This is a genomic window from Rhizobium sp. FG113 (genome assembly GCF_057809895.1).
In genome coordinates, this window is the sequence record NZ_JBMDKV010000003.1 from 478,850 (window position 1) to 497,377 (window position 18,528).

16 protein-coding genes and 1 tRNA gene are annotated in these 18,528 nt (G+C 62.2%); 10 read left to right on the top strand and 7 right to left on the bottom strand.

Annotation, left to right across the window (positions count from 1 at the left end):
- Positions 1 to 212 precede the first annotated feature (212 nt).
- From map to ACODTZ_RS12700, 4 genes are all read left to right on the top strand, one after another.
- The gene (gene map / locus ACODTZ_RS12685) at positions 213 to 1,049 is read left to right on the top strand and encodes a type I methionyl aminopeptidase (RefSeq protein WP_018900055.1); all 837 of its coding nucleotides are present in this window, start codon (positions 213 to 215) and stop codon (positions 1,047 to 1,049) included.
- A 7-nt stretch (positions 1,050 to 1,056) separates the two neighbouring features.
- Positions 1,057 to 1,866 (top strand): RadC family protein, encoded by an 810-nt coding sequence (radC, locus tag ACODTZ_RS12690; protein ID WP_112983095.1) that lies wholly within the window; start codon positions 1,057 to 1,059, stop codon positions 1,864 to 1,866.
- Between the two features lie 246 nt (positions 1,867 to 2,112).
- The gene (sthA, locus tag ACODTZ_RS12695; protein ID WP_489026137.1) at positions 2,113 to 3,519 is read left to right on the top strand and encodes a Si-specific NAD(P)(+) transhydrogenase; all 1,407 of its coding nucleotides are present in this window, start codon (positions 2,113 to 2,115) and stop codon (positions 3,517 to 3,519) included.
- Positions 3,520 to 3,701: 182 nt separating this feature from the next.
- Positions 3,702 to 5,483, top strand: coding sequence for a B12-binding domain-containing radical SAM protein (locus tag ACODTZ_RS12700; protein ID WP_489026139.1), 1,782 nt, complete (start codon positions 3,702 to 3,704; stop codon positions 5,481 to 5,483).
- A gap of 82 nt (positions 5,484 to 5,565) precedes the next feature.
- Here ACODTZ_RS12700 and tig read toward each other — a convergent pair whose 3' ends face one another.
- From tig to ACODTZ_RS12720, 4 genes are all read right to left on the bottom strand, one after another.
- Positions 5,566 to 7,044 carry a trigger factor gene (gene tig, locus ACODTZ_RS12705; RefSeq protein WP_489026140.1) on the bottom strand — a complete coding sequence of 493 codons (1,479 nt, stop codon included), beginning with the start codon at positions 7,042 to 7,044 and terminating at the stop codon, positions 5,566 to 5,568.
- A 182-nt stretch (positions 7,045 to 7,226) separates the two neighbouring features.
- Positions 7,227 to 7,311: transfer RNA gene (locus ACODTZ_RS12710), tRNA-Leu, on the bottom strand.
- A gap of 156 nt (positions 7,312 to 7,467) precedes the next feature.
- Positions 7,468 to 8,061, bottom strand: a complete 594-nt coding sequence (locus ACODTZ_RS12715; RefSeq protein WP_489026142.1) for a GDYXXLXY domain-containing protein — start codon at positions 8,059 to 8,061, stop codon at positions 7,468 to 7,470.
- Positions 8,058 to 9,161 carry a DUF2157 domain-containing protein gene (locus tag ACODTZ_RS12720; RefSeq protein WP_489026144.1) on the bottom strand — a complete coding sequence of 368 codons (1,104 nt, stop codon included), beginning with the start codon at positions 9,159 to 9,161 and terminating at the stop codon, positions 8,058 to 8,060. The genes ACODTZ_RS12715 and ACODTZ_RS12720 overlap by 4 nt, the downstream gene beginning before the upstream one ends.
- 678 nt (positions 9,162 to 9,839) lie before the next feature.
- On the opposite strand from ACODTZ_RS12720, the gene ACODTZ_RS12725 reads away from it, so the two are divergent.
- Both ACODTZ_RS12725 and ACODTZ_RS12730 read left to right on the top strand, forming a co-directional pair.
- Entirely contained in the window at positions 9,840 to 9,983 is a 144-nt protein-coding gene (locus ACODTZ_RS12725) for a DUF1127 domain-containing protein (protein WP_018900062.1), read from the top strand.
- Between the two features lie 308 nt (positions 9,984 to 10,291).
- Entirely contained in the window at positions 10,292 to 10,435 is a 144-nt protein-coding gene (locus tag ACODTZ_RS12730; RefSeq protein ID WP_018900063.1) for a DUF1127 domain-containing protein, read from the top strand.
- 74 nt (positions 10,436 to 10,509) lie between these two features.
- Here ACODTZ_RS12730 and ACODTZ_RS12735 read toward each other — a convergent pair whose 3' ends face one another.
- Positions 10,510 to 11,397, bottom strand: coding sequence for a LysR family transcriptional regulator (locus tag ACODTZ_RS12735; protein ID WP_489026146.1), 888 nt, complete (start codon positions 11,395 to 11,397; stop codon positions 10,510 to 10,512).
- A 109-nt stretch (positions 11,398 to 11,506) separates the two neighbouring features.
- Here ACODTZ_RS12735 and ACODTZ_RS12740 point away from each other — a divergent pair, with 109 nt between their 5' ends.
- The 3 genes from ACODTZ_RS12740 (at position 11,507) to trmFO (ending at position 15,781) form a co-directional block, all read left to right on the top strand.
- Positions 11,507 to 12,121 (top strand): glutathione S-transferase family protein, encoded by a 615-nt coding sequence (locus ACODTZ_RS12740; protein WP_489026148.1) that lies wholly within the window; start codon positions 11,507 to 11,509, stop codon positions 12,119 to 12,121.
- A 51-nt stretch (positions 12,122 to 12,172) separates the two neighbouring features.
- Entirely contained in the window at positions 12,173 to 14,245 is a 2,073-nt protein-coding gene (locus tag ACODTZ_RS12745; RefSeq protein ID WP_489026150.1) for a 2Fe-2S iron-sulfur cluster-binding protein, read from the top strand.
- A gap of 102 nt (positions 14,246 to 14,347) precedes the next feature.
- A complete protein-coding gene (gene trmFO, locus ACODTZ_RS12750; RefSeq protein WP_489026152.1) occupies positions 14,348 to 15,781 on the top strand; it encodes a methylenetetrahydrofolate--tRNA-(uracil(54)-C(5))-methyltransferase (FADH(2)-oxidizing) TrmFO in 1,434 nt (477 codons plus the stop codon).
- Positions 15,782 to 15,812: 31 nt separating this feature from the next.
- Here the strand turns inward: trmFO and ACODTZ_RS12755 are convergent, their stop codons facing one another.
- Complete coding sequence (locus ACODTZ_RS12755) at positions 15,813 to 16,850, bottom strand: MBL fold metallo-hydrolase (RefSeq protein WP_018900069.1); 1,038 nt, start codon at positions 16,848 to 16,850, stop codon at positions 15,813 to 15,815.
- Positions 16,851 to 16,895: 45 nt separating this feature from the next.
- Positions 16,896 to 17,555 (bottom strand): peroxiredoxin, encoded by a 660-nt coding sequence (locus ACODTZ_RS12760; RefSeq protein ID WP_047512084.1) that lies wholly within the window; start codon positions 17,553 to 17,555, stop codon positions 16,896 to 16,898.
- 354 nt (positions 17,556 to 17,909) lie between these two features.
- Here ACODTZ_RS12760 and gfa point away from each other — a divergent pair, with 354 nt between their 5' ends.
- Positions 17,910 to 18,488, top strand: coding sequence for an S-(hydroxymethyl)glutathione synthase (gfa, locus tag ACODTZ_RS12765; protein ID WP_489026155.1), 579 nt, complete (start codon positions 17,910 to 17,912; stop codon positions 18,486 to 18,488).
- The last annotated feature ends 40 nt before the right edge of the window (positions 18,489 to 18,528 follow it).

Consider the following 18,528-nt stretch of genomic DNA (forward strand, 5'->3'; position numbering starts at 1 on the left):
TTCTGCCTCGGCAGGACTGCGAACGGCGCTCCGCAAGGGCGCCGTTTTCGTTTTCCGGCTTGCTGGTGCCGGGTGGCTCGATCGGGTGCCAATGGGATGGCAGCGTGCGATGAAGGCGTGATAGCTTAAATGCGCCTCCCCCATTGATCGCAATGGACGAACCCGGCATAGCTGCATTATGAATGACGACAATTTCCGCTAAGGCCCCCGCAATGGTAAACTATATCGAAGCCTCCTCCGCGCCATCCAAGAATACCGGCGCCATCAGGCTCTACGGCGCCGATGCCTTCGCGGGCATGCGCAAGGCGTGCCAGGTCACCGCGCGGTGTCTGGATGCGCTTGATGATATCGTCAAGCCGGGTGTGACGACCGATGCGATCGATCGCTTCGTGTTCGATTTCGGGCTTGAGAATGGCGCCGTTCCGGCGACGCTCAATTACCGCGGCTATACGAAATCCACCTGCACCTCGATCAACCATGTCGTGTGCCACGGCATCCCGGATGCCAAGCCGCTGCGCGAAGGCGATATCGTCAATATCGACGTCACCTATGTGGTCGATGGCTGGCACGGCGATTCCAGCCGCATGTACACCGTCGGCACGGTCAAGCGCGCCGCCGAGCGGCTGCTCGAGGTGACCTATGAATCGCTGATGCGCGGGATCGCGGCCGTGCGCCCCGGTGCCCGCACCGGCGCCATCGGCGAGGCGATCCAGACCTATGCCGAGGCCGAGCGCTGCTCGGTGGTGCGCGATTTCTGCGGCCATGGGGTCGGCGCGCTGTTTCACGACAGCCCGAATATTTTGCATTACGGCCGCGCCAGCGAAGGGCCGGAGCTGCGCGAGGGGATGATCTTCACGATCGAGCCGATGATCAACCTCGGCCGCCCGCATGTGAAGGTCTTGGCCGATGGTTGGACCGCCGTCACCCGTGACCGGTCGCTGTCGGCGCAATACGAGCACACGGTCGGCGTCACCGCCGATGGCTGCGAAATCTTCACGCTGTCGCCCGGCGGGCTCGACCGCCCGGGCCTGCCACCCCTCACAAAATGAGCCGCTGATGGCAAAAGGACCGGTTCCCCATTCCGAAGACCTGGAGCTGCCTTTCGCGGCGGATGAGGACGATGGCATGGACGAGCGGTCCTTCTTCGCCGAGCAGGCCGGCAAGCCCGCCGCACTCCGGCCCTCGCCCGCCAAGGAAGAGCATTACCACGGCCACCGCGAACGGCTGCGCCAGCGCTTCCGCGATCATGGCGATACCGCGCTTGCCGATTACGAAATGCTGGAGCTGATGCTGTTCCGGCTGATCCCGCGCCGCGATACCAAGCCGATCGCCAAGGCGCTGCTCGACCGCTTCGGCTCGCTCGCCGCCGTCTTCGGCGCCCCGATCGCGCTGCTGCAGGAGGTGAAGGGCGTTGGCGAGGCTGTGGCGCTGGACCTGAAGCTGATCTCGACCATCGCGCACCGGACGCTGAAGAGCGAGCTGCGCGGCAAGCAGGTGCTGTCGTCATGGTCGTCGGTGATCGAATACTGCCACGCCGCCATGGCGCATGAAACGCGTGAGCAGTTCCGCATCCTGTTCCTCGACAAGCGCAACGCGCTGATCGCCGACGAAGTCCAGGGGCATGGCACGGTCGACCACACGCCAGTCTATCCGCGCGAGGTGGTGCGCCGCGCGCTGGAGCTTTCGGCCACCGCGATCATTCTGGTGCACAACCACCCGTCCGGCGACCCTACCCCGTCGCGTGCCGATATCGACATGACCAAGATGATCATCGATACCGCCAAGCCACTCGGGATCACCGTGCACGACCACATCATCATCGGCAAGGACGGCCATGCCAGCCTCAAGGGATTGCGGCTGATCTGAAAACGCCGGCCGTGGATTTTCCCCGCTCGGGCCGGATCCGCTATTCTGAAGTGACCCGTTCTTTCTCATCGTCGATGGCCGTCTTTATGACGAACCATCCCGCAGCACCGGCACTGCCGCCCTTATTTCGTCTCGCTCATTCCTAATATTCGGCCGTAAATCAATCTGCAACATTGACCGGATACGTGTGAACGCGCCATTTTGCGTCGCAATATGATTCCAGCTTTTCAACCGGGGCCCGCTTCCATGTTTCAATACGATCTCGTTGTTGTGGGGAGCGGCCCGGCCGGTCGCCGTGGTGCTATCCAGGCCGCCAAGCTCGGCAAGAAGGTGCTCGTCATCGAGCAGGGCAAGCGCGTCGGCGGCGTCTCGGTCCATACCGGCACCATCCCCTCGAAGACCTTGCGCGAAACGGCGCTCAATCTTTCCGGCTGGCGCGAGCGCGGCTTCTACGGCAAGGCCTACCGGGTCAAGCAAGAGATCAGCGCCGAGGACCTTCGCCGCCGCCTGCTGATCACGCTCGATCATGAAGTCGAGGTGCTGGAGCACCAGTTCGCCCGCAACCGCGTTCAGCATCTGCGCGGCAAGGCGAGCTTCATCGATGCCTCGACGCTCGAGATCGTCAAGGACGACGGCGAGGTCATGCGCGTCTCGGCCGCCAGCATCCTGCTTGCCGTCGGCACCAAGCCGTTCCGTCCAGACTATATCCCCTTCGACAACAAGACGGTGCTCGATAGCGACGAACTGCTCGATATCGAGGAACTGCCGCGCTCCATGGTCGTCATCGGTGCCGGCGTCATCGGCATCGAATATGCCACCATCTTCAGCGCGCTCGACACCGCCGTCACGCTGATCGATCCAAAGTCGACGATGCTCGATTTCATCGACAAGGAAATCGTCGAGGACTTCACCTACCAGCTGCGCGACCGCAACATGAAGATCATGCTCGGCACCAAGGCGGAGAAGGTCACGAAGCTCGATGACGGCAAGGTCGAGCTCATTCTCGACAATGGTCGCCGGTTGGTGACAGACATGGTTCTCTTCGCGGCCGGCCGCATGGGCGCCACCGATGCGCTGAACCTGAAGGCGGCTGGCCTCGAGGCCGATGGCCGTGGCCGGTTGAAGGTCAATCCCGAGACGTTCGAGACATCGGTGCCCGGCATTTACGCGGCGGGCGACGTCGTCGGCTTCCCGAGCCTCGCGTCCACCTCGATGGAACAGGGCCGCATCGCGGCGCGCGTCGCCGTCGGCGCCGTCGCCAAGGAGCCGCCGAAATACTTCCCCTACGGGATCTACGCCGTACCGGAGATTTCGACCTGCGGCCTGACGGAAGAAGAGATGAAGGAACGCGGCATTCCCTATGAATGCGGCATTGCCCGTTTCCGCGAGACTTCGCGCGGCCATATCATGGGCCTCGATACCGGTCTCCTGAAGCTGATCTTCTCCTTGAAGACGCGCCGCCTGCTCGGCGTCCATATCGTCGGCGAAGGCGCAACCGAGCTGGTGCACATCGGCCAGGCCGTATTGAACCTCAAGGGAACGGTCGAGTATTTCGTCGAGAACACGTTCAACTACCCGACTCTCGCCGAAGCCTACAAGATCGCCGGCCTCGATGCCTGGAACCGGATGGGCGATATCAAGTCGGAGCTTTGAGCTCTTCGCTTCACGCGCATCCGCCGTGGCCGTAAGCACAATCAAGCACATCAGCCCATTTGTTCACGGGCTCCACGAGGGCGTTTCGACGCCTGACAACCTCGTAATAGGCGCAGCTTGTATAATCGGCTGCGTCTGATAGCGTTCATGTCACTGGGGGACTCTCTAATCAGCGAGTGACCGTGCGCGAACTATCCGAGAAGACTGACCGGAATTTCCAGCTCATCCTCATCAAGCCGTCGCACTACGACGACGATGGCTATGTGATCCGCTGGTGGCGGGCGATGATCCCCTCCAACTCGCTGGCGGCGCTCTACGGAATTGCCGCCGATTGCGCCGAGCGGCAAGTGCTCGGCCCCGGTGTCGACATCGACATCACCGTTATCGACGAAACCAATACGCGGGTGAACACCTCAGCATTGCTGCGGCAACTGAAGGCCAACGGCAATTTCGGCATGGTCGCGCTTGTCGGCGTGCAATCGAACCAGTATCCGCGCGCGCTCGATATCGCCCGGCCTTTCCGCGATGCCGGCATTCCTGTTGCGATGGGCGGCTTTCACGTCTCCGGCTGTCTCTCGATGCTCGACGGGCACGCCGTGGGCCTGGACGAATGCCGCGAGATGGGCATCTCGATGTTCGCCGGCGAAGTCGAGGGGCGGCTGGAGAAGGTGCTGCAGGACGCGGCATCGGGTGCGCTGGCGCCGCTCTACAATTTCATGAACGACCTGCCGAGCATCGAAGGGGCCGCGGTTCCGTTCCTGCCGAAGGTCAATGTCGCGCAGACGCTTGGATTGAGCACCAGCTTCGATGCCGGGCGCGGCTGTCCCTATCAGTGTTCCTTCTGCACCATCATCAACGTGCAGGGCCGCAAGTCGCGCTTCCGCACTGCTGATGATGTCGAGAAGCTGGTGCGGATGAACTGGGCGCAGGGCATCCACAAGTTCTTCATCACCGACGACAACTTCGCCCGCAACAAGGATTGGGAAGCAATCTTCGACCGGTTGATCCAGCTGCGTGAAAAGGATGGCATTCCGCTCGGCCTGATGATCCAGGTCGACACGCTGTGCCACAAGATCCCCAATTTCATCGAGAAATCGAAGCGCGCCGGCGTCACCCGCGTGTTCATCGGGCTGGAGAACGTCAACCCCGACAATCTGACGGCGGCGAAGAAGAACCAGAACAAGATCACCGAATACCGCAAGATGCTGCTCGCCTGGAAGGCGCAGGGCATCATGACGCTCGCCGGCTACATTCTTGGTTTCCCGGCCGATACGCCGGAATCGATTCGTCGCGATATCGCGATCATCCAGCACGAGCTGCCGCTGGATGTAATCGAGTTCTTCGTGCTGACCCCACTGCCCGGCTCCGAAGATCACCAGACGCTGTTCCGCAAGGGCGTGGCGATGGATCCGGATCTCAACATCTACGATGTCGAGCATGTCTGCACCGACCATCCGAAGATGAGCAAGCAGGAGTGGGAGAGCATCTATCAGGAGGCTTGGTCGCTCTACTATTCGCCGGAGCATATGAAGACGCTGCTGCGCCGGGCGGTGGCGACGGGGGTGCCGCTGGCGCGGCTGGTCAAGGTGCTGGTGTCGTTCGCCACCACCGTGCCGCTGGAAAACGTGCATCCGCTGCAGAGCGGGCTGCTGCGGTTGAAACATCCCTCGGAGCGCCGGCCGGACCTGCCGCGCGAGAGCGCACTGGTCTTCTGGCCGCGCTTCGTCGGCGAGACGATTTCCAAGCATCTGAAGCTCGGCGGCACCATCGCGCGGCTGGCGGTCACCGCCTTCATGATTTCACGCGACAAGAATGCCAAGACCTATATGGACCAGGCATTGACACCTGTCGGTGACCACGAGGACGAGACGCTGGAGCTTTTCACCAAGACGGCGGGCGGACAGGCGGCGGTCTCGCATATCAAGAAGGTCAACGAGCTCACGCATGCGCATCGGGCGGGCTGAGCCGGCGTTGCCCGACCGCAAATTTTGAGCACAAAAAACCCCGCTTGAAGCGGGGTTTTTCGTTGGATCGATTGGCCGGAGATTACTCGGCGCCTTCCTCGGAAGCCTTCTTCTTCGGAGCGGCCTTCTTCTTCGGAGCAGCTTCTTCGCCTTCAGCGGCTTCAGCCTTGGCAGCAGCCTTCTTCTTCGGAGCGGCCTTCTTGGTTTCCTTCTCGGAGCCTTCGCCTTCGTCGTCGGCGAGCAGCTCTTCCTTGGTGACCTTCTTGTCGGTGACGTCGAGTTCGGTCAGCAGATGGTCGATGACCTTCTCTTCGAAGATCGGCGCGCGGATCGAAGCGGCCGCACCCGGCTGGCTACGGAAGAATTCGAGGATCTGCTTTTCCTGGCCCGGATACTGACGCAGCTGCTCATAGATGGCGCGCTGCATTTCGTCTTCGCTCACTTCGACGCCGGCCTTTTCGCCGATTTCGGAGAGAACGAGGCCGAGGCGGACGCGGCGTTCAGCGAGCTTCTTGTACTCTTCGCGAGCCTGCTCTTCCGTCGTGTCTTCGTCTTCGAAGGTCTTGCCGGACTGTGCGAGGTCGTTGGCGACCTGGTTCCAGATGCCGTTGTACTCGGCGTCGACGAGCGAAGCCGGGGTTTCGAACTTGTACATCTCGTCGAGCTGGTCGAGGATCTGACGCTTGACCTTCTGGCGGGTCATCGAGCCGTACTGCGATTCGATCTGGCCGCGAACGATTTCCTTCAGACGGTCAGCCGATTCCAGGCCGAGCTTCTGAGCAAGTTCGTCGTTGATTTCAACGTCGGCAGGAGCAGCAACATCCTTAACGGTAACGTCGAAGGTGGCTTCAGCGCCAGCGAGGTTCTTGGCCGGGTAGTCAGCCGGGAACGTGACGTTGATGGTCTTTTCGTCGCCAGCCTTGGTGCCGACGAGCTGTTCTTCGAAGCCCGGGATGAAACGGCCCGAGCCGAGAACGAGTTCGGCGCCCTGGTCGGTGCCGCCTTCGAAGGCAACGCCGTCGACCTTGCCGACGTAGTCCATGGTGATGCGGTCGCCGTCAGCGGCCTTGCCCTTCTTGGTCTCGTAGGAACGGGCGCTTTCAGCGACCTTGAGAACCTGCTCGTTGACTTCCTCGTCGGAGATATCAACGACTTCGCGGGTGATCTTGACGCCCTTGACGGACTTCAGTTCGATCGGGGGCAGAACTTCGTAGGAGAGCGTGAACTCGAAATCCTTCTGAGCCGACAGGATCAGTTCTGCTTCGTCCTTGTCTTCCGTCATCGCGATTTCAGGCTGCGTGGCGGACTTTTCGCCGCGCTCGGCGAGAATGGAAGTCGGCTGTTCGCGGACGATCTCGTTGACGAGGTCGGCCATGATGGACTTGCCGTAAACCTTCTTGAGGTGAGCGGCCGGAACCTTGCCCGGACGGAAGCCGTTGATCCGGACCTTGTCCTTCACGTCGGCAAGACGCTCGTTCATCCTGGTTTCCATGTCCTTGGCCGGGATTACGACCTTGATTTCGCGCTTCAGCCCTTCAGCGAGCGTTTCGATAACCTGCATGTCTTCCTACCTTCAATTCGTGGCGGCCGTGCCCAGACGCCGTTCGTTTCGATGAGCACGACGCCGGAAAGTGCCGGGCGTGGCTTGTTCTCAATTCTTCTTCGTTCTGCGTGAGCGGAACGGCGCTTGGCTCCGGGCAATCGAGGGGCACCGTTTTCGGTCCCTCGCCTGCAAGCCAGCTTTGGTGCGGGTAGAGAGACTTGAACTCCCACGCCTTGCGGCACCAGAACCTAAATCTGGCGTGTCTACCAATTTCACCATACCCGCGTTCTCAAAAACCGCATGCATATGCCTGCACATGAGGCCTTCCGGAGCGCGGCGTCTCTATATCACCCGATTTGGAGGAGGCAAAGGAAAAATGAAGGTCAAATGACAGTGATTTTTCCCGCCGCCGCGCGGACTTGCGCCCGCAACCGGTCAAACTCAGTAAAGCGGCTCCTCATAGGCCGGCTTGCCATCCACCAGCAGGCTTTTGATCTGCGCCATGCCATTGGCGCCAACGCTTGCAGCAATCGACACCTGGCCGTCGCGGCGCGCCTCTTCCAGCGCATGTCCGGCGCCTTCTGGAACATAATAGCGCTCGATCCCGTATTCGACGCGGATGGTTTCGGCCTGCGAGGTCTCGCCGTAGCTATAGAAGGGTTGGGTGTGCAAGACGGCCGTACCGTCGGCTGGCGGGAGCTTGTCGAAGGATGATTCGGCGATCTGCCAGAAACCGCCCTCGCCCGGCTTCAGACGCACCCAGAGGCTACGCTCGGCGGCCTCCTTTGGCATGGCGCCTGTTATCGAGGAGACGGGCACGGACGAAATGTCGTAGTTCAGCACCACGTAATCGCCGCGCAGGAAGTCGCGCGGATCGACGGGCGCGGTCTTCAACAGCACCTGCGTTCCGTTGCGCAGGACGGAGGCGCGGCTCTGGACGATATAGCCGAGCACGGCCGTCTGCAGCAGCGCCACGGTGACAGCGGCGGTGACGCAGCGGCGTTTCGAATAGCCCTTGAAGGAGAATATGCTCATTGGACCGCCTCCCTGGCCTTGCCGGCAAATCGTCGTTCGAGACGGATGACGATCCATGCAACGGCAGCGACGAATAGGCCGGAGCAGAGGAAGAGCCCCGAGGTGCCGAGGATCGAACCAACCGTTACCGAGCCGAGATAGAGGATTTCGACGGCGAAGACCGTATAGGCCAGATAGCGGACGGCGCCGTTGTCACGCCCTTGCAGCGCGATCGCCAGGACGGAGGCGGCAAGCGTGACGATGCCGAGCGGGAGAACCCATTTACTGGCATCGAGCTCGACATGCAGCAGGAACAGGCCGATGACGGCAAGCAGGAAGGAATAGAAGGCGGGTGCGGCACCGGCACCCTTGATCAGCGAGGACAGGCGCGCCACCGGCAGGCTGACCAGCACGAAGACCGCCATGCCGCCGATGACATAGATCAGCGCCAGCCACAGGTCGGAATTCAGCGTGTAGAGCCAGGCGAGCCAGCCAAGCAGCAGCAGATAGGCCAGATGACGCACGCGGCCGGCGCCGGTGTAGCGCACCAAGGCGACGACGATTGCCGCCATGACGGGCGCCGCCCATGAATCAAGTGTCATCAGGCGCATGTCGGAGCCGCTGAGATAGAGACCGAAGCTGCCCCAGGCGAGGAAGCCCGCCACGCCCGACACCACGCCTGAGCGGAACAGCACGGCCGAGACCACGGCCATGGCGAACCAGAGATACATGACCGTCTGCTCGTCACCCGACAGGTGATACATCTGCCCGACCAGCGAAATGGCGCCGCCGAAGGTGAGCGTCCCTATGACGAGCAGCGCGTTGGCGGCGGCGATCTGGCCGCGGACAAGGGCAGCACCGGCGCCGAGATGGACCGACCAGATCAGCGCAAGGATGAAGAACATCCTGACGAGGCGCGGTATCGCCTCCCAACTGGACGCGACGACCAGCAGAATGGCGGCGCCGAGCAGGATGGCGGCGAGGATCATCAGCACATTGCCGAGGCTGAAGCTTGCCGGTCGCCCGTCATATTCCTTGAGCAGCGCATCGGCGGTCTGCTCGGTGAGCAACCCCTTGCCGACCCACTGCGACAAATCCCTCTCCAGACGTCCGCGATACATGCCCTACCCCGCAAATCGCGCGCAAACAGCCCTCCGGCGCGCCTCATTTTCAACCTTATAGACGCGGTTTGGCGATTGAGGAAACGGCTCCTTGTTATTTCCTTCACAGACCCTTTCGGCACAGACATTCGGAGCTACCGTTAATTGCCCGGCAAGACTTTGCCCTTACGCTACGTCATGCCATGCATATTGCGCATGGAGACGGCCAAGATACTGCATCGCACTCTTACTCAAAACCATTGAGCATGCGCGCAGCCGGGATGTACCCGGACCGGATTACCGGACGCCTTCGGATATGATTTCCGCCGATAGGATCGGGATTTGGATCTATCCTCCCCCTCCAAACACCCCGATCGACCTGCAACATCCTCCTCCCAGTTGCCGGTCATACGTATGGACGCCCGCCGGATTGCGCATCCGGTGGGCGTCTTCGTTTTGGCCCGCATGGGGCAGCTCACACGCCCCGCCGCCGCTGGATTGCGCTTTTTGCCTATTGATTGACCAGAACGTGGCCAAATCGTGCGATTTACAGCTTGAGAGATGCAGCCGCTGCATATGTGCGTTGAATTCTTGTCTCTGTTAGCTCTTCGCAGTGCAATATATATTCAGCTCATCAAATAGAGGTCAGCGCCGATAGGCGGCAGCTGGCAGACGCAAGCCCTCGGAAAGGGGATCGACATGAACATTTCTCGCTCTTTCAACAACTGGCGCAAGTATCGTCAGACGGTTACCGAACTCGGCCGCATGACCAACCGCGAATTGCACGACCTCGGTATCGACCGCGCCGACATCCAGCGTGTTGCTCGCGACGCCGTTCGCTAATATCTTCGCTGATCTCAGGGCGGTTCGCTTCCTCCCAAGCCAATCGCCCCACCAAGACGCCCGCTGCCACCAGGCAACGGGCGTTTTCTTTTGTCTTAACGTCTCATTAACGCCTAGGTTGCACCGCACCCAAGTGTTCCGCCTGCTCAAAAAGTGACACTTGCGCTTTATCTGTGCATCGTACTGCACAATTGCATGGCAGGAGCCTAATAAATGCACTGCACAATATGACCGGGATCACCTATATCAGCGTCAACCACTGAGACGGCAATCGCGCCGCTCACTGAACTGATCTTGAGGAACTACCCATGAACCCGATCCGCATTGCAAAGAGCTGGATTAGCTACCGCCGTACCCTTAGCGAACTCGGCAGCCTCTCCAACCAGGCCCTGGCTGACATCGGCGTAAGCCGCTACCAGATCCACAACATCGCTTCGCGCGCTTTCCGCTAATAGCGGAACGCCTGAAGTACCCAAAACGGCGCCCACAAGGCGCCGTTTTCGCGTTTGAGATACACCCTCCCCACCTACATCTCCAACGCCCGCAACTTCGCCACCGCGAAGTCCACGAAGGCCCGTGTCTTGGCCGACACGTGGCGGCCCTCGGCGTGAACCACATGGATCGGCAGCGGCGGCTCCTCGTAATCTTCGAGCGCCAGACGCAGCTGGCCTGCAGCAACGTGCCGGCTGACCTGGTAGGAGAGCGGGCGGGATAGTCCCCAGCCGGTGACCGAGGCGGCGATCGCGGCGTCGACCGTGTTGCAGTAGAGGCGCGGATGCAGCGTGGCGGCGGCGCCGTCGGGAGCGAAGTGCCAGTCGAGGGGTGCCGACGAGCCGGTGTTGACGATGGTGGCGTGGTTGGCGAGATCGGCGGGTGTCTTCGGTTCGCCGTGGCGTTCGAAATAGGAGGGCGCGCCGCAGACGACGCGGCGGACACTGCCCACCTTGATCGCCGTCTGGTCGGAATCCTGCAGGCGGCCGATGCGGATCGCGACGTCTATCCCCTCCTCCACCAGGCTGACGATCCTGTCGAAGAGCAGAACACGGCCGGTCACGCCCTTATGGATATCGAGAAACTCCGTCATGACAGGCATGATGTGCAGCTGCCCGAACTGCACGGGCGCGGTGATCGTCAGCATGCCTGATGGCGTCGCGTGCGAGCCGCCGGCGGAGGCCTCGGCTTCGTCGATCTCGGCCAGAATGCGTTTGCAATCATCGGCATAGCGTCGGCCGGCCTCGGTCAGGTTGACCGATCGCGTCGACCGCACGAAGAGGCGCGCGCCGGTGGCATCCTCGAGAAAAGCCACGGCGCGGGTGACGGCGGGCGGGCTCATATGCAGCTGGCGTGCCGCTTCCGCAAAGCTTGCCGTCTCGGACACCCGCACCAGGACTTTCATGCATTGAAGCCGATCCATATCGCCACCTTTATTCCACACAGAGAAACAGTCCCTTTCTAATAATCGAAATTCCGCACGAAATCAGGAACAATTATTCTCTCCGCCAACATCAACGGAGACCAGTTCCATGAAGCTCTATTCGCACCCGCTTTCCGGCCATGCGCACCGCGCCTGCCTGTTCATCTCACTTGCCGGGATCGACGCCGAGATTGTCGACATCGATCTCGCCGGTGGCGAGCACAAGAAGCCCGCTTTCCTGGCGCTCAACCCGTTCGGGCAGATCCCCGTTCTCGACGACGACGGGCTGGTGCTTGCGGATTCGAATGCGATCCTGGTCTACCTCGCCAAGAAGCATGCGCCGGACTGGCTGCCGGAGGATGCCGTGGGCGCCGCTTCCGTTCAGCGCTGGCTTTCGGTCGCTGCCGGCGAGATCGCCTATGGCCCCGCCGCCGCGCGGCTGGTCACGGTGTTCGGCGCGAGCTTCGACACCGAAGAGGTGATCGGACGCGCGCACCGTATTCTGGCGCTGATCGATGCGGAACTGGCGGGCAAGGCATGGATCGCAGCGGATCGGCCGACGATCGCCGACGTCGCGCTCTACAGCTACATCGCCCGCGCGCCGGAGGGGAATGTCGATCGCTTCCGCTACGGCAATGTCAGCGCCTGGCTGAAGCGTATCGAGGCGCTGCCCGGATTCCGCCCATTCCAGAAGACAGCGATCGGTATTCCCGACGCGGCCTGAGACAGGCCACGCGCCGCCGCCGATCCTCACAAATCCGCGAAGGAGAATGTCATGCTTGCTTTGAAGCAGACTGAAAAGCCTTCCCCGTGGCATGACGGGGAGATTGCCCTGCAGGAAAAGGCCGGCGTCGCGGCGCGCATGAAGGATGTGGGCGCGCGCGTGCTGCGCGACCACCTGATCGAGCAACACCGCCAGTTCTACCCGCAGCTCCCCTTCATCGTGCTCGGCACGGTGGATAGAGATGGTGACGCCTGGGCGACGCTGCGGGCGAACTATCCTGGGTTCCTCGACAGTCCGGATGTGCACACGCTGAGCGTCAAGCTGCCGCGCGAGCCCGCCGATCCGGCCGATCGTGGGATGGAGGATGGCAATGCGATCGGCATGCTCGGGATCGAGCTGCAGACGCGCCGGCGCAACCGGCTGAACGGCACGATCGCACGCAGCTCAGCGGATCGCTTCGATGTCACCGTCGGCCAGTCCTATGGCAACTGCCCGCAATATATCCAGCTGCGCGATTTCGGCTTCAGCCGCGAGCCTGAGCTCTCCTCTGCCGTGCCGGCCGTCGTTTCGGAGACGCTGGACGCGCGGGCGATGGCACTGATCTCGAAATCGGATACGTTCTTCGTGGCGTCCTATGCCGATCGCGAAGATGGCGAGCGGCAGGTGGATGTTTCGCACCGGGGCGGCAAGCCGGGCTTCGTGCGGATCGGCGAGGATGGGGTTCTGACGATCCCCGACTTCGCCGGCAATCTGTTCTTCAATACGCTTGGCAATATCCTTATCAATGGCCGCGCCGGCCTCGTCTTCGTCGATTTCGACAGCGGCGATCTGCTGCAATTGTCTGGTGATGCCGAAGTCATCCTGGATTCGCCCGAGATCGCCGCCTTCCAGGGTGCGGAGCGTCTGTGGCGCTTCCGCCCGCATCGGGTCGTCTATCGGGCGGATGCGCTGCCGCTTCGGTGGAACGCGCGCGCCGACGGGCAATCGCCGAACGCGCTGATGACCGGCGATTGGACGGCGGCGGCCGGGCGTATCAGCGCCGCCGAGATGGCGAGCCGCTGGCGGCCGCTCCGGGTGGCAAGCATTGTCGATGAGAGCGCCGGCATCCGCTCGTTTCACCTGGAGCCCGTCGATGGCGGCGGGCTGATCGCGCATGCGGCCGGGCAATATCTGCCGATACGCGTGACTGTCCCCGGCGAGGATCGGCCGCTGATCAGGACCTATACGCTGTCGGTCGCGCCGTCCGATAACCGATACCGCATCAGCGTCAAGCGGGAGGGCGTCGTCTCGCGCCATCTGCACGACAACATCGGTGTCGGCGACATCATCGAGGCGCGTGCGCCTGGCGGCACGTTCGGCATCGATGCGGCGGAGCCGCGGCCGGCGGTGATGCTGGCGGCCGGCATCGGCATCACGCCATTGCTCGCCATGCTCAGGCATGTCGTCTACGAGGGGTTCCGCAAGCGCGGGATGCGGCCGGTGTGGCTGTTCTATTCCGCGCACAGCAAGGCCGAGCGCGCGTTTGACGATGAGATTGGAGCGCTTGTCGCGGCTTCTGGCGGTGCAGTCAGGTTGGTCCGGCTGCTTGGGGATGTCTCCGGTGCGGTCGAGGGGCGAGACTATGAGGCGCAGGGGCGGATCGACATGGCGCTGTTGCGCGCCGTGCTGCCGTTCAACGATTACGACTTCTACCTCTGCGGCCCGCCGGGTTTCATGCAGTCGGTCTATGACGGGCTGCGCGGGCTGAACGTCGCCGATCCCAGGATCCATGCCGAGGCTTTCGGCGTGGCATCGGTTGCGCGATCGGGTGGCGTTTCGGCCGAGGCTGCCCCGGTGCAGGCTCGGGCGGCGGCGGATGTGCCGGTGCCTGTCTACTTCACGCAATCGGCCAAGGAGGCGCGGTGGGAGCCGGAGGGCGGGACGTTGCTGGAACTTGCCGAGGCGCGCGGGTTGCAGCCGGAATTCAGCTGCCGGCTCGGCAATTGCGGTAGCTGCCGGACCAAGGTGCTGTCGGGTACGGTTGCCTACACCAGGGAGCCGACGGCCGAGGTTGCAGACGACGAGGCTTTGATCTGCTGCGCGGTTCCGGCCAAGGGTGAGACGCGGCTGGAGCTTGATCTCTAGAGAATGGTGGGGTGACCGGGGTACAGCAGATGCTGCTCAAATATCCGGTTTCCTGCCAATATCCAGTTTGCTGTGATGGCGCGGCGTGATAATCAGCCGCGCATGACCCAGACCTCTTCCCATTCTCCCATCCACGTCGTCGGCGGCGGGCTCGCGGGCTCCGAAGCCGCGTGGCAGATCGCAAACGCCGGCGTTCCCGTCATCCTGCACGAGATGCGCGGCGTGCGCGGCACCGATGCTCACAAGACGGACCATCTGGCCGAGCTCGTCTGTTCCAACTCGTTCCGCTCGGACGACGCGACCGCCAATGCCGTCGGCGTCATCCATGCGGAAATGCGCATGGCGGGATCGCTGATCATGGCGTGCGCCGACAAGCACCAGGTGCCGGCCGGCGGCGCGCTGGCTGTCGATCGCGACGGGTTCTCGGAAGCCGTCACCCGCGCGGTGCACGATCATCCGCTGATATCAGTGGTGCGCGAGGAGATCACTGGTCTTCCGCCGAAGGAGTGGGATCTGGCGATCGTCGCCACCGGCCCGCTGACGGCGCCGTCGCTTGCGAGCGCCATCCAGGCCGAGACGGGTGCTGATGCGCTCGCTTTCTTCGATGCCATCGCGCCGATCGTCTATCGCGAGAGCATCGACATGGATATCTGCTGGTATCAGTCGCGCTATGACAAGGTCGGCCCTGGCGGCACGGGCAAGGATTACATCAACTGCCCGATGGACGAAGCGCAGTACAATGCCTTCGTCGATGCGTTGATCGCCGGCGACACAGTCGGTTTCAAGGAATGGGAAGGCACTCCCTATTTCGACGGCTGCCTGCCGATCGAGATCATGGCAGAGCGCGGCCGCGAGACGCTGCGCCATGGACCGATGAAGCCGATGGGGCTCACCAACGCGCATAATCCGACGGTCAAGGCCTATGCCGTCGTGCAGCTGCGCCAGGACAATGCGCTCGGCACGCTCTACAACATGGTCGGCTTCCAGACGAAGCTGAAATACGGCGCACAAACCGAGATCCTCAAGATGATCCCGGGGTTGCAGAATGCCGAGTTCGCCCGTCTCGGCGGCCTGCACCGCAACACCTATATCAACTCACCGACGCTGCTCGACGGTTCGCTGACGCTGAAGTCGCGGCCGGGCCTGCGCTTCGCGGGCCAGATCACCGGCTGCGAGGGCTATGTCGAAAGCGCCAGCGTCGGCCTGCTCGCGGGCCGGTTCGCAGCTGCCGAGCGCAAGGGCGAAGCGGTGTCGCTGCCACCTGTGACGACGGCGCTCGGCTCGCTGCTCGGCCATATCACCGGCGGGCATATCAGCAATGACGAGGAACCGGGCAAGCGCTCCTTCCAGCCGATGAACATCAATTTCGGGCTGTTTCCGGAGCTCGAGCCGGGCTCGATCGTCAAGCCGGAGGGCGTGAAGCGCTTTCGCGGCAAGGACAAGACGATCATGAAGCGGCAGCTGATCGCCAAGCGGGCGCTGAGCGACTGCGCGACGTGGCTCGGCGAGACAGTGCCGGTAGCGAAGACGGCCTGATCAGGCCGCTCTGTTCATAAGATAAAGAAGGTCAGTGGGTGACCGGCCCGTTGGCCTTCTTCCAGGCATCGATGCCGCCTTCGATGTGGCAGGCGGATGCGATGCCGGCGTCGTGCGCGGCCTGCACGGCCATGGCGGAGCGTTCGCCGAAGGCGCAGTAGAAGACCAGGCGCTTGGTGGTCGAGACACCCAGTTCATGCAGAACGCCGCCGGCGCTGATGCTTTCAGCGAGCGCCGGATAGGGAAAATGCAGCGATGACGGGATAACGCCGTGGCGCTGGCGTTCGCTATCCTCGCGCAGGTCGATCAGCGCAACATCGGGCCTGCCCATCAGATCAAAGACCTGCCGGACGCTCAATGACCATCCGTGGCTGTCGACGTCGTGGTGATCCATGCCGATCTTCATGTTGGCCGGCACCGCCACGTCCATCATCTTGGGATTGGCGAGCTTCAGATTGTTCATCAGATCGGCATATTCATCGGCCGAGCGCACCTGCAGGCGCGGGTTGAAGGCCTTCTCCTCGCCGATCGTCGAGACCGTGTCGCCCTTGTAGTCGTGGGCAGGGTAGACCAGGGTCGTATCCGGCAGTTTCAGCAGGCGGCCGAAGATGGATTCGAACTGGGCGCGCGGATCGCCGTTCTGGAAGTCGGTGCGGCCGGTGCCGCGTATCAGCAGCGTATCGCCGGTAAAGACACGGTCTGGAAGGACGAAGCTGTAGCTATCGTCGGTATGACCAGGCGTGTAGATGACATCGAGCGACAGGCCCTCGATCGTCAGCCTGTCATTGTCGGACAGGCGCATCGAGACAACATCGGCCTTCGTCTGCTCGCCCATGACGGTCGTGCAGTGGGTCTTGTCGCGCAAGGCGCCAAGACCGGTGATGTGATCGGCGTGCAGATGCGTGTCCACGGCCTTGACCAGCTTCAGGTCGAGTTCATGGATGAGCTGCAGGTAGCGATCGACCTTTTCAAGCACAGGATCGATGATCAGCGCCTCCCCGCCCCGCCTGCTTGCCATCAGGTAGGAGTAGGTGCTGGATGCGGGGTCGAAAAGCTGACGGAAGATCATCTTCGCCTCCTGCGTTCTGTCCGATATCGATGTCCCGCGTCGAGCTTAGCCCTTCGGCTGCGGGACGATGCGGATGTAGGGCTTGGGCGACACCCAGCCGTCAGGATACTGCTTTTTCGCGTCCTCGTCGGAGACCGAACCGGCAATGATGACGTCGCCGCCGTTCTGCCAGTTGGCCGGCGTCGCGACCTTGTGCTTGGCGGTCAGCTGCAAGGAATCGATGACGCGGATGACTTCGTCGAAGTTGCGGCCCGTCGTCATCGGGTAGACGAGGATGAGCTTGATCTTCTTGTCCGGACCAATGACGAAGACGTTGCGAACCGTCTGGTTGTCGGCCGCGGTGCGGACGGTCGGATCACCCGACACGGCTGCCGGCAGCATGTGGTAGAGCTTGGAGACGTTGAAATCGACATCGGCGATCATCGGGTAGTTAGGGCGCGTCCCTTGCGTTTCCTCGATGTCGTTCATCCAGCCGTCGTGACGATCCAGCGGATCGACGGAGAGGCCGATGATCTTGACGCCGCGCTTGTCGAACTCCGGCTTGATCTTCGCCATGTAACCGAGTTCCGTGGTGCATACCGGCGTGAAATCCTTGGGATGCGAAAACAGGACCGCCCAAGAGCTGCCGATCCAATCGTGAAAATTGATCGTGCCTTCGGTCGTCTGCGCCTCGAAATCTGGAGCAATGTCGTTGATGGCAAGCATAATTACCTCCAATAAGTTGTAGGAAAATTCACACGGTTTCGCTGAGTGCGCGAAACATGCTCCACTTTGGAGCGTTAGGCAATATGAAACGAAAGAGGTAGCGCAGCCTGAAAATCGCGTGGCTGTCAGGGTCGACAGGGGCCGATATGATCAGCGCATGCCGGCAGAAACCGACAAACCCCACCATGCGGATTCGCTGGTTTTCACAGGGCCGGTTTGTTAGATTTGCATTCGACATTCCACGCCACGACAGACCCACCACGCAATGCGGCACGACTTTGAAATGGCCGGCGGCTTTTTCACAAATCGGTCCTGATTTGGGAGCCACCGGCAGCTGAGGAGGAGAAGCTGAGCATGGCATACCAGGTATCGATCCACCCCGCGCTCGATGGCGGGGTCAAGAAGGGCCAGGCGAATTTCGGGGGCGGCACGCTCGTCTGCGCCTGCGCCAGCCGCCCGGTAAAAGTCTCGGTCAAGGGCACGGTCGCCCACAACCATGCCTGCGGCTGCACCAAGTGCTGGAAGCCGAAAGGTTCCGCCTTCTCGGTGGTCGCTGTCGCCTCGACAGACAACGTCAGCGTTCTCGAAAATGGCGACAAGCTCGCGGTCGTCGACAAGGACGCGCTGATCCAGCGCCACGCCTGCAAGGAATGCGGCGTTCACATGTACGGCCCCGTCGAGCGCGACCACGCTTTCAAGGGACTGTCCTTCGTCCACCCCGAGCGCTTCCAGGAATCCGGCTGGCCCGAACCCACCTTCGCCGCTTTCGTCTCCTCGATCATCGAGAGCGGCACGCCACCTTCGGCGATGTCAGGCGTTCGCGGCCGCTTGAACGAGCTCGGGCTTGCGCCCTACGATTGCCTGAACCCGACGCTGATGGATGTACTCGCGACCTTCGCCGCGAAGAAGGCCGGCACGCTGAAGGAGGCGTGAGGATCGAGCTCACCGTGAAACCCGCTGCGCGCCGGCCGCG

Coding starts and splice junctions, on each gene's coding strand:
- map (WP_018900055.1), top strand. CDS start 213: ATGGTAAACTATATCGAAGCCTCCTCCGCGCCATCCAAGAATACCGGC.
- radC (WP_112983095.1), top strand. CDS start 1,057: ATGGCAAAAGGACCGGTTCCCCATTCCGAAGACCTGGAGCTGCCTTTC.
- sthA (WP_489026137.1), top strand. CDS start 2,113: ATGTTTCAATACGATCTCGTTGTTGTGGGGAGCGGCCCGGCCGGTCGC.
- tig (WP_489026140.1), bottom strand. CDS start 7,044: ATGCAGGTTATCGAAACGCTCGCTGAAGGGCTGAAGCGCGAAATCAAG.
- ACODTZ_RS12715 (WP_489026142.1), bottom strand. CDS start 8,061: ATGAGCATATTCTCCTTCAAGGGCTATTCGAAACGCCGCTGCGTCACC.
- ACODTZ_RS12720 (WP_489026144.1), bottom strand. CDS start 9,161: ATGTATCGCGGACGTCTGGAGAGGGATTTGTCGCAGTGGGTCGGCAAG.
- ACODTZ_RS12725 (WP_018900062.1), top strand. CDS start 9,840: ATGAACATTTCTCGCTCTTTCAACAACTGGCGCAAGTATCGTCAGACG.
- ACODTZ_RS12730 (WP_018900063.1), top strand. CDS start 10,292: ATGAACCCGATCCGCATTGCAAAGAGCTGGATTAGCTACCGCCGTACC.
- ACODTZ_RS12735 (WP_489026146.1), bottom strand. CDS start 11,397: ATGGATCGGCTTCAATGCATGAAAGTCCTGGTGCGGGTGTCCGAGACG.
- ACODTZ_RS12740 (WP_489026148.1), top strand. CDS start 11,507: ATGAAGCTCTATTCGCACCCGCTTTCCGGCCATGCGCACCGCGCCTGC.
- ACODTZ_RS12745 (WP_489026150.1), top strand. CDS start 12,173: ATGCTTGCTTTGAAGCAGACTGAAAAGCCTTCCCCGTGGCATGACGGG.
- trmFO (WP_489026152.1), top strand. CDS start 14,348: ATGACCCAGACCTCTTCCCATTCTCCCATCCACGTCGTCGGCGGCGGG.
- ACODTZ_RS12755 (WP_018900069.1), bottom strand. CDS start 16,850: ATGATCTTCCGTCAGCTTTTCGACCCCGCATCCAGCACCTACTCCTAC.
- ACODTZ_RS12760 (WP_047512084.1), bottom strand. CDS start 17,555: ATGCTTGCCATCAACGACATTGCTCCAGATTTCGAGGCGCAGACGACC.
- gfa (WP_489026155.1), top strand. CDS start 17,910: ATGGCATACCAGGTATCGATCCACCCCGCGCTCGATGGCGGGGTCAAG.